The following is a 10000-nucleotide window of genomic DNA, read 5'->3' as shown; positions in this document are numbered from 1 at the left end:
ACAATAATTCATTAGCGAACAAAGGCGTTCGGACGTATCCATAAGCGACGGAGGAGTCCCGTTATGGATTTATCGAACGCCTTTTTCAGCTATCGCGGACGCTTTCGCCGCCGGGATTTCTGGCTCTATAGCGTGTTTTTGTGGCTGATCAGCTCGGCCTTTGTGGCCCTGTTCGGCGGAGACGATCACGGGATCAATTTGCTGCGGCCCTATCGCTTTGACGGGGTGGGGCTGATCGGCTTTGTTGCCTGGCTGGGCGTGCTCTATGCCACCTTCGCTGTACAGGTCAAACGCTGGCACGATCGCAACAAGTCGGGGTGGTGGGCGTTGATCACGCTGGTGCCGCTGATCGGCTGGCTATGGGTGCTGATCGAGTGTGGCTTTCTGGAGGGCACAAGCGGCGACAACCGCTACGGGGCGGCGACCAAACTCTGAGGTTTCAGGGAAGATTTTGGAGCGGGTAGACGGGATCGAACCGACATCCTCAGCTTGGAAGGCTGCTGCACTACCATTGTGCTATACCCGCCCTTGAGGCAGGGCCGTGGCCGAACAGCGTTTCAAGGGCGCGCGGTGGTGGGGGAAGCAGGACTCGAACCTGCGAAGCTTACGCAGCGGATTTACAGTCCGCCCCCTTTGCCGCTCGGGACATTCCCCCAAGCGCGCCCGTTGAAACGAGGTGGTCCTTAAACTCAATCTTTGAACAAAGAACAAGTCCAAAAACAAAAAAACTTTTTGGTTTCTGTGGATGCCCGCATTAAACAGACCGCCAATCTCGCCAAAAAGCCTTATCGGCCTCATATCGGAGCGCGTCTTATAGTGTCAAGCCAACGCGAACGCAACGACCCTAAATCGCGGAAAGGGGCCAATAGCCCTAAAAAATCGGGGTCGAAGGCCGCTTTTTCGGGACAATCCAAACCTTTTACCAAGGACAAGCCGCGCGACAAGGGCGGCAACGCCCCGGCTCAATCGGCGCGCGCCCAAACGCAGGCCCATTCTCAGACACGACCCAAACCGTCGGTGCGGGTGTCCGAAGACGGCTGGATCTGGGGCCTGCACGCGGTGGAGGCGGCGCTGAAAAATCCGTCCCGCCACGGACCGATTCGTCTCTATGTGACGCCGGAGCGTCAAAAGGCGCTGGAGCAGGTGGCCCCAAAGCGCGGCGACCTGCACGTGCGCCTGACCGAGATGGCCGAATTTTCCGGCTTCCTGCCGCAAGGCGCCGTGCATCAGGGCGTGGCGCTGAACGGGCCACCGCTGGAAGGCGACGACCTGAACGGCCTGATGGAAGGGGCGCTTAGGCAGGCGCACCCGGTGCTGGTCATGCTGGATCAGGTGACCGACCCGCAAAATATCGGGGCCATATTGCGCACCTGCGCCGCCTTTGGCGCGGCCGGGCTGATCATGCAGGACCGCCATTCGCCGGTCATGCAGGGCGTGCTGGCCAAGACGGCAGCGGGGGCGATGGATAGAGTGCCTTTCGCGCGGGTGACCAACCTGTCGCGGGCGCTGGAGTCTCTGACGGAAAACGGCTTTGTCAGTCTGGGCATGGCGGGGGAGGCTGAACATAGCCTTCAGGCCGTGCTGGAACAGCAGGGCTGGCGTCAGTCTGGCAGCCCGCGTGCGCTGGTCATCGTCATGGGCTCAGAAGGCGAGGGGCTGCGGCGGCTGGTGGCCGAACACTGCGACCATCTGGTCAAAATCCCTATGCCGGGTGGCTTTGAGAGCCTGAACGTCAGCCATGCGACGTCGATTGCGCTGTATGAGGCCCTGGGGCGCGCGGTTTGATCGCCTCGTAATAGTGGTTGCCGCCCTCATCGCTGTGGCTGGCGACGAGGGACAGGCCGTGGGCGTCCAGAAGCGCCGCATAGGCGGCCTGACCCAAGGCGCGGGAAAGGCGTCCGGTGAGGTTGTCCGGCCATTCGCAGGCCTGAAGCGGTGCCGTAAACAGAAAGCGCCCGCCGGGTTTCAGCGCCTGGGCGACCCGACCGATCAGGGCCGCCTGATCCGCCTCCGATAGCAGAAAGATCAGACCGACGCAGACTGCCGCGTCGAAAGTTCGGTCAAAGAAGGCGCTGACCTGCGCCGCTTCGCAGGCGACCGGCGCGTCGGGAAAGCGGGCGCGGAAGGCGGCGGCCAGACGGGGTGAGGCATCTATGCCCGACACGGCAAACCCTGCTCCGATCAGGGCTTCGGCAATGGGCACGCCCGATCCGCAACCCACATCGACAATGGCGCTGCCGGCGGGCAAATGCGCTATGGCCCAGTTCCGCACCAGATCGGCTCCGACACCGGAGCGCATCTGCATGAAGCGCTCGGCAAGCGCGTCCCAGCCTTCGGAGGGATCATCGGGCATGGTCGGGCTCCGGTGCGATTTAGAGCGTTTTTCGCTCAAGTGGATACCGGTTGAGCGTAAAAAAACACGACAAAGCAGAAGCTTAGGGCGAAATTTCGATTCAGAATGAACGAAATGCGCTTTAAGGTTTCTCCAGCCTGTCATGCGTTCTGCCTCTGGACAAGGCGGGATGTGAAAACTAGGAGGGTGTGCAAACCTTTTTATTTACGGGCCCGTCATGGACTTTTTTAGCAATCCTGAGTTCGCGTCTCAGGTCTCTGCCTTTTTTCAGGTCGTCTTTATCGACATCGTCATGGCCGGTGACAATGCCGTGGCGGTCGGTCTGGCGGCGGCGGGTCTGGCGGCCGGTGATCGCAAAAAGGCCATCCTCTACGGACTGATCGCGGCGGTTATCATGCGCATCGGCTTTGTGCTGGTGACGGCCCAGTTGCTGCTGATCGTCGGCCTGCTGCTGGCGGGCGGGCTGCTTCTGCTGTGGGTGGCGTGGAAGATGTGGCGCGAACTGCGCGAGCCCGATACCCACGCGCAGGAACACGCCGAAGCGGCGCTGGAAGACGCTACCGGGGCCGATATCAACGGCAATCCCACCACGGGCGGGGCGACGGCTCCGGCACCCAAACGCAAGAGCTTCAAGGCCGCTGTGGTTCAGATTCTGATCGCCGACCTGTCGATGTCGCTCGACAATGTGCTGGCCGTGGCCGGGGCGTCGCACGCCCACCCGGAAATCATGGTCTTTGGCCTGATTCTGGCCATCGCCCTGATGGGGGTCGCCTCGCACTTTATCGCCAAGGTCCTGCACAAGTACCGCTGGATCGGCTTCTTCGGTCTGGCCGTTGTACTCTACGTGGCGCTGAACATGATCTGGGAAGGCCACCGCGACATCGTGGTCGATACAGGTAAGGTCGCGGAATATAACCAGATTGTGCCGGACTTTATGGATATCACCGAAAAAGACATCAAACACTTCGGCCCGAAACCGGCGCATTGAGGGTTTAGCCTCTCGCCGGGCGGCGGCTCCGCCGCCTCAATGGCGGCTTGAGCGAAATGAAATCATTTCGCCCTGAGCCGGTTTCAGGGCATGTCTTCGGGCATGTCCTCAAGGCGATAGGCGTTGAGCATCGGGCGGTGGCCTTCGGGCGAGGGGCCAAAGCGGTTGCCGCCCCTTTGCCCGGCCAGAAAACCGCATTCGATCAGGGTCCAGAGCTGCCCCAGCACCGGCACGAGGCCGACCATCAGCCACCAGCCGGACTTGCCCCGATCGTGCCAGCGTTTGACGCTGAGGCAGAAGCCGATCCACAGGAGCGGCAGCCCCAGAACCAGCCACAACGGGTCCAGCCCCTCGACCGGGCTGAGGCCGATACGCTCGCCGTAATTGGCCCTGAGCCACCACAGGGTCAGGCAGATGACGGCTATGCCGAAGCTCCAGCCCCAGAAGCCGATGCGCGACAACCGTCCGTTGGGGCTGAGCAGGGTGTTGATGATATTCACAGGTTTCCTCCCGGCCGCATGAGGGCGACTCTCTTATCCAACGAATTTACCATAACGCGGTTCGGGACAGCAGGGGCGTGGCGGTAAACTTATCGGGAGCGGCGAAACCGCACATCTTGCAGAACAGAGATGCGCGCGCCTGTAATCGGGGCTATGCTGTGCGAATGAGAGTGGTTCTGAACCTGCTTGGCCTGTGTTTCGTCGCGCTTGGTGTCATCGGCATGTTTGTGCCGGTGCTGCCGACGACGGTGTTTCTGATCATCGCCGCCGTCATCTTTGCCCGCTCCAATCCGGAATGGGAGCGGCGCATCATGGCGCACCCGAAGTTTGGCCCACCCATCCGCGCCTTCCGTGAACGCGGTGTCATCGGCCCGGCGGCCAAGATTGCAGCGGTCAGCGGCATGGCCGTGTCGTCGGTGATCGGCTTCGTCACCCTGCGCGGCGTATGGGCCTTTGTGCCCGCGGGGGTGTGCCTGCTGTGCGCCCTTTACGTGCTGTCGCGGCCGTCGCAATGATAGTTACCCGTGTGACCGCTTGACCCGTTGCGAAGGAAGGGGCTAGCTTCCGGCAGTGATTTCCGGAGCGCCCCATGCCGTCCAAGCTGACTATTGCCGTCTCTGCCGTTGCCCTCATGGGTGCGGCGGTTGTTTCCCCCGTCTTTGCGCAGGCCACGCTGACCCCTGAGCGGGTGTTTGCCAATCCGGACCTGTCCGGGCCGAAGGCGGTGGGGGCGCGCCTGTCGCCGGACGGTACGCTGCTGACCTTCCTCAAGCCCAAGCTGACCAATGCCACGGTGCAGGACCTGTGGGCCGTCGATGTCAAAGGCGGCGCGCCCTATGTGCTGGTTGATGCCGACGCCCTGTCGTCCGAAGGCAAGGAACTGTCCGAGGCCGAAAAGGCGCGGCGTGAGCGGATGCGCGTGTCGGCGCGCGGCGTCGTGGCCTATGACTGGGACCCGTCGTCCAAGACCCTGCTGGTGCCGCTGGATGGCGACATCTATCTGGTCGATCGGGCGACCAAAAAGATCAGCCGCGCCACCGAAACGCCGGGCGATGAGGTCGATGCTAAGCTCAATCCCAAGGGCGGGCAGGTGGCCTATGTCCGTGATCAGACGCTTTATGTGCGCGACCTCGCGACCGGCAGTGAGCGTGCCATTACGCCGAAGGGTGAGGGCGTCATTTCCTATGGCGTGGCTGAGTTCATCGCGCAGGAAGAACTGAACCGCTATACCGGCTACTGGTGGTCGCCGGACGGCACGAAGATCGTCTATGCCAAGGTCGATGAAAGCCCGGTCGATATCGTTGAACGCTTTGAGATCAGCGGCACGGGGACGCGCACGGTTGATCAGCGTTACCCGAAGGCCGGGCGTCCCAATGCCATCGTGACCCTGTTTGTGCACGACCTGAAAACCGGAACCGACGTGCCGCTCGATCTGGGGGCCAACAGCGACATCTATCTGGCGCGCGTCAACTGGAGCCCGGACGGGCAGTCCGTCTTTGTGCAGCGCCTGAGCCGCGATCAGAAGACGCTGGACCTGCTGCAATATCCGCTGACCGGCGGGGCACCGCGCACCGTTCTGACCGAGACCTCGGACACCTGGGTCGAGTTGAATAACGACCTGCGTTTCCTGAAGGACGGGCGTTTCCTGTGGGCGTCGGAACGCGACGGCAATAACCACCTCTACCTCTATGACAAGGACGGGAAGCTGATCCGTCAGGTCACGCAGGGCGACTTCCCGGTGGCGAAGGTCGCGGCGGTCGATGAGGCGAAGGGTGAGGTATGGTTTGAGTCGTCCTATAAGACCGTGGTCGAGATGGGGCTTTACAAGACCTCCTACCTCAAGCCGTCTGAGCCGGTGGCCGTGACCAAGGCCGGCGGCTGGTGGTCCACGGACGTGTCGCCCAATGCTAGGGCCTTTATTGGCACCTATGCCGACCCGCAAACCCCGGCCCAGACAGGTCTTTATGACGCAACGGGCAAGCGCGTGCGCTGGATCGAGGAAAACGCGCTGGACGCCAAACACCCGTATTTCGCGTATAAAGACACCTATAGCGCACCGGAATTTGGTACGCTGAAGGCCGTCGATGGCGAAGACCTGCACTGGCTGATGCTCAAGCCGCGCGGCTTTGACCCGGCGAAAAAGTACCCTGTTATCGTCTCCATCTATGGCGGCCCGGCGCGTCAGGACGTGCGACGCGGCTGGGTGTCGCCCGCCAACCGCCTGTTTCAGGAGGCCGGGTACATCGTCTTTACGCTGGACAACCGCGGCACGCCCAACCGCTCGGTAAAGTTCCAGCGCGCCATCTATAAGCAGTTCGGCGGCCCGGATATCGACGATCAGATCATGGGCGCGAAGTGGCTGCAAAGCCTGCCCTATGTCGATCCGGCGAAGATCGGCATTATGGGCTGGTCGCAGGGCGGCTTTGTCACCCTGATGGCCTTGACGGCCAAGGACACGCCGTTTGTCGCCGGCGCGGCCGGCGCGCCGCCGACCGAATGGGGGCTTTATGACACCGCCTATACTGAACGCTACATGTCCACGCCGCAGGCCAATGCCGAGAACTACGCCAAATATGATGTGGTCAATCGCCTCGATAATCTCAAGCCGGGCAGCCTGTTGCTGATGCACGGCATGGCCGACGACAACGTCATCCTGCAAAACACCACGCGTGTCGTCGATGCCCTGCAAAAGAAGTCGATCCCGTTTGAGCTGATGCTCTTTCCGGGCGACCGCCACGGCATCCGCAGCAATGAGAAAAACCTGTTCCGCTACCGGTTGTATCTCGACTTCTTCGACCGCAAGCTGAAGAAATAGGGCCCGAAAACTCCGTTATATTACAATTGCTTCATGACACGTAATTAAGTTGTCCTGAACGCCCGCCTTCTTCATGCTTGGCCTATCGAAACCAGTCAGGGGTTTAACAATGGGCACGGGCATCAAGGCGGGCGTTTTCGTCGCCATAGCCACTATGGCTGCCGCGGCAGGCGCGCAGGCCGCCACGCAGGTCGAACTGAAACACATGGCGGCGCGTGTCATCGTCACGCCGGAAAACCGCGCAGACGTGAAGCTCACCGTCACCTATGGCAAGGCCGATCTGCCGAAAATCATGGTCAGCACCAAGGGCGACAAGCTGGTGGCCTCGGGTCAGTTGCGCAAGCGTAGCTATGGCTGCGCGGGCAATCAGACGGTCCGCATCGATGGTAAGGGGCAGATCGCTGTGGCCGATCTCCCCGTCGTCTATCTGCGCGTACCTATGGATGCCAGGGTGGCCTCGGAAGGCGCCGTCTATGGTCGCATCGGGACGGCCCAATCGCTGGAGTTCGCGCTGGGCGGCTGTGGCGACTGGACGGTGGATACGGTGCAGGGCAAGGCCGAGTTGAATATCGGCGGGTCGGGCAGCATTCGCGCCGCCAATGTCGGCGATGCCGAAGTCGCCGTCGGCGGCTCTGGCGATATCTATCTGGGTCGCATCAAGTCCCTGTCGGGTGCCATCGGCGGGTCGGGCTCGATCAATGTCGCCGAAGTGGCCGGGCCCGTGGAAATCGCCATTGGCGGTTCCGGTGATGTGCGCATCGACAAGGGCACGGCCCCCAAGGTGGACGTCTCCATCGCCGGTTCAGGCAATGTGCGCTTCGGCGGTGAGGCGGTCGATGTCGATGTCTCTATCGTCGGTGCGGGCGATGTTTCGGTACGTAAGGTCACCGGTCACGTCTCACGGTCCGTCATGGGCTCCGGCAAGGTGCGCATCGGCGAAGGCGGCCGCTGACAGAAACAGGTATTTGTCGGGTTAAATTTTGACCCGATCACGAAATCTCCGCCTGCGCTTTCCGGGGCAGGTGGCGATCAGGAGACGGGCCTGATCCTTTCGGTCTGGCACTCTCTGGTTCTCCATAAACTCAGACGCGGCGGCCCTGGTGACCGTCGCGTTTTTTTTTGTCATCGTACCGTCTTTTGACAACCGGCCCCGACTGCGTTAACCCTTTTCATCAGAAGTAAGGGGGGAGGGGTGTCATGCAGACCCTGCTGGACGGCCTGTCGGCGCTTGGCGGATGGCGCATCAATTTTATGCAGGTCGCGACGATCGCCGTCATCCTGTTTGTCTTCGTCATTCAGGGCTTCCGCATCAATCAGGAATACCAGCGCGCCGTCGTCTATCGACTGGGGCGCTTTGTGAATGTGCGCGGACCGGGCCTGTTCTGGATTATCCCCTTCATCGAATGGAGTACCAAGGTCGATGTGCGTATCCTGTCGGTGAATCTCCAGACGCAGGAAACCCTGAGCCGCGACGGCGTGGCGGTGAAGGTGAACGCCGTGGTCTGGTACTGCATCAACGATCCGGCCAAGGCGGTCAACAGCGTGCTCGACCCGTATACGGCGGTGCTTCAGGCCGCCGAAACTTCGCTGCGGGATGTGATTGGTCAGCACGATCTGGACGCCATCCTCAAAGGTCGTGAGCAGATCAACGCCCTTCTGATGACGCAACTCGACCGTGCCGCTAACAAGTGGGGCGTCGATATTGACGCTGTGGAAATGCGCGATCTCGACATTCCGGTGCAGATGCAGCGCGCCCTGGCTCAGGAAGCCGAAGCCACCCGCGAAGCCAAGGCCCGTCTGATCAAGGCGCAGGGCGAGCAGGCGGCGTCCGAAACCCTGCGCGCCGCCGCCATGGCCATTGCCGAGGCACCGGGTGCGATGGAACTGCGCCGCCTTCAGACGCTGCAAGAGATCGGCACCGAGCAGAATTCGACCATCATCCTTGGCTTCCCGCAGGAACTGCTGCACGCGGCGAAGAAGCTTTCCGGCGAATAACAAGTTTTTGGTGGATTTTGCGTAGCGGTGGCTTGCCCTTTGCGCCAACCGCTGATACACGCGACTTCCTCTGAAACCGCCTGTCACAACAGGTCGGCTTCACACAGGGGTATAGCTCAGCTGGTAGAGCGCCGGTCTCCAAAACCGGAAGTCGTGGGTTCGAGTCCCTCTGCCCCTGCCATTTCATCGCAAATGAGGCTTGAAATCGCGATTTCGAGCCTCATTTGTGCTGGAAGCGCCTGTTACGCGCATCCCTTGAGAAAGCTGGACGAGAAACCTATGGCTAAAAAGCCCCCTTCGACCCCGACGGTAGAAAGCGCGCGCAAAGTCGCGGTCGCCCCCGTGGCTGCCGCCAAGGCCGCCGGCAGCGAAGCCGTCACCCCGAAGAAGCGCACCAGCCCGGCCAAATTCTTCTCCGAAGTCCGTCAGGAAGCGCGCAAGATCACCTGGACCTCGCGCAAGGAGACCTGGATCACCACGGTAATGGTATTCATCATGGTCGTTGTCGCCTGTGCGTTCTTCTATATCGTTGACGGCGGACTGGGATTCGCGGTCAACTCGCTCATCAATATCGGACGTTAAGGGCTCACAACACATGGCCGAAACCCTGGAAGCGACGCTCGCACCGAACCCCAAGCACAAGTGGTACATCGTCCACGCCTATTCCAACTTTGAAAAGAAGGTGGCCGAATCCCTGCGCGAGCAGGCCAAGGCGCAGGGCCTTGAGGACAAGTTCTCCGAAATCCTCGTCCCCACCGAAGAAGTCGTCGAAGTCCGTCGCGGCCGCAAGTTCAACTCCGAACGCAAATTCTTCCCCGGCTACGTGCTGGTGAAGATGGAACTGACCGACGAAGCCTTCCACCTCGTCAAGAACACCCCCAAGGTCACCGGCTTCCTCGGTTCGGGCTCAAAGCCCATGCCGGTCTCCGAAAAGGAAGTGCAGCGCATCGTCGGTAACGTCGAAGTCGCGGCCGAAAAGCCCAAGACCGTCCTGTCCTTCGACATCGGCGAAAAGATCAAGGTCATCGACGGCCCGTTCGCCTCGTTCGATGGCGTGGTCGAAAGCGTCGATCAGGAACATGCCCGCCTCAAGGTCTCGGTGTCGATCTTCGGTCGCGCCACCCCGGTCGATCTGGAATTCGGTCAGGTCGAAAAGACCGTCTGATCATCTTCGTAAATCCGCTTACGCAAACCCCATGTAGCCCGGCTATGTGGGGTTTGTTTTTTGCGCGTTTGGGTTCTGGGCAAGGGTAATAATCCGGGGTCAGTTGACCCCGGACCCCGGATGTGGGTGCGCGATTTCTGCGGGCGGTGTGCGGGGCGAGGGAAGATTTTAGCCACGAAACGTA

At 61.2% G+C, this 10000-nt stretch carries 11 protein-coding genes and 3 tRNA genes; 10 read left to right on the top strand and 4 right to left on the bottom strand.

All coding sequences use genetic code 11. The features are described 5' to 3' along the window. Positions 1–63 precede the first annotated feature (63 nt). Complete coding sequence (locus LDL37_RS00070) at positions 64–435, top strand: DUF805 domain-containing protein (RefSeq protein WP_290792587.1); 372 nt, start codon at positions 64–66, stop codon at positions 433–435. A gap of 17 nt (positions 436–452) precedes the next feature. On the opposite strand, the gene LDL37_RS00065 is transcribed toward LDL37_RS00070, so the two are convergent. Then, a tRNA-Gly gene (locus LDL37_RS00065) sits at positions 453–526 on the bottom strand. 45 nt (positions 527–571) lie between these two features. After that, positions 572–655 (bottom strand) — tRNA-Tyr (locus LDL37_RS00060). Between the two features lie 161 nt (positions 656–816). On the opposite strand from LDL37_RS00060, the gene rlmB reads away from it, so the two are divergent. Beyond that, a complete protein-coding gene (gene rlmB, locus LDL37_RS00055) occupies positions 817–1785 on the top strand; it encodes a 23S rRNA (guanosine(2251)-2'-O)-methyltransferase RlmB (protein WP_290792584.1) in 969 nt (322 codons plus the stop codon). Here rlmB and LDL37_RS00050 read toward each other — a convergent pair. Then, the gene (locus LDL37_RS00050; protein ID WP_290792581.1) at positions 1733–2353 is read right to left on the bottom strand and encodes a class I SAM-dependent methyltransferase; all 621 of its coding nucleotides are present in this window, start codon (positions 2351–2353) and stop codon (positions 1733–1735) included. The two genes, rlmB and LDL37_RS00050, sit on opposite strands and share 53 nt — an antisense overlap. Before the next feature lie 217 nt (positions 2354–2570). Here LDL37_RS00050 and LDL37_RS00045 point away from each other — a divergent pair, with 217 nt between their 5' ends. Continuing rightward, a complete protein-coding gene (locus tag LDL37_RS00045) occupies positions 2571–3341 on the top strand; it encodes a YjbE family putative metal transport protein (RefSeq protein WP_290792578.1) in 771 nt (256 codons plus the stop codon). A gap of 83 nt (positions 3342–3424) precedes the next feature. Here LDL37_RS00045 and LDL37_RS00040 read toward each other — a convergent pair whose 3' ends face one another. Next, complete coding sequence (locus LDL37_RS00040) at positions 3425–3841, bottom strand: DUF805 domain-containing protein (protein ID WP_290792576.1); 417 nt, start codon at positions 3839–3841, stop codon at positions 3425–3427. A gap of 164 nt (positions 3842–4005) precedes the next feature. On the opposite strand from LDL37_RS00040, the gene LDL37_RS00035 reads away from it, so the two are divergent. The 7 genes from LDL37_RS00035 to nusG all read left to right on the top strand — a co-directional run bounded on the left by LDL37_RS00035 (position 4006) and on the right by nusG (position 9816). After that, complete coding sequence (locus tag LDL37_RS00035) at positions 4006–4356, top strand: YbaN family protein (RefSeq protein WP_290792573.1); 351 nt, start codon at positions 4006–4008, stop codon at positions 4354–4356. 74 nt (positions 4357–4430) lie between these two features. Next, positions 4431–6656 carry a S9 family peptidase gene (locus tag LDL37_RS00030; protein WP_290792570.1) on the top strand — a complete coding sequence of 742 codons (2226 nt, stop codon included), beginning with the start codon at positions 4431–4433 and terminating at the stop codon, positions 6654–6656. A 109-nt stretch (positions 6657–6765) separates the two neighbouring features. Continuing rightward, positions 6766–7608 carry a DUF2807 domain-containing protein gene (locus LDL37_RS00025; protein WP_290792567.1) on the top strand — a complete coding sequence of 281 codons (843 nt, stop codon included), beginning with the start codon at positions 6766–6768 and terminating at the stop codon, positions 7606–7608. A 245-nt stretch (positions 7609–7853) separates the two neighbouring features. Further along, positions 7854–8651: an SPFH domain-containing protein gene (locus LDL37_RS00020; RefSeq protein WP_290792564.1), complete on the top strand. Its 798-nt coding sequence runs from the start codon at positions 7854–7856 to the stop codon at positions 8649–8651. Between the two features lie 105 nt (positions 8652–8756). Then, a tRNA-Trp gene (locus LDL37_RS00015) sits at positions 8757–8832 on the top strand. 98 nt (positions 8833–8930) lie between these two features. After that, the gene (gene secE, locus LDL37_RS00010; protein ID WP_290792561.1) at positions 8931–9233 is read left to right on the top strand and encodes a preprotein translocase subunit SecE; all 303 of its coding nucleotides are present in this window, start codon (positions 8931–8933) and stop codon (positions 9231–9233) included. Positions 9234–9246: 13 nt separating this feature from the next. Further along, complete coding sequence (gene nusG, locus LDL37_RS00005) at positions 9247–9816, top strand: transcription termination/antitermination protein NusG (RefSeq protein WP_126423915.1); 570 nt, start codon at positions 9247–9249, stop codon at positions 9814–9816. The last annotated feature ends 184 nt before the right edge of the window (positions 9817–10000 follow it).

Source organism: Asticcacaulis sp. (assembly GCF_020217185.1).
Lineage (GTDB): Bacteria > Pseudomonadota > Alphaproteobacteria > Caulobacterales > Caulobacteraceae > Asticcacaulis.
This window is presented reverse-complemented; position numbering and strand designations above follow the sequence as displayed.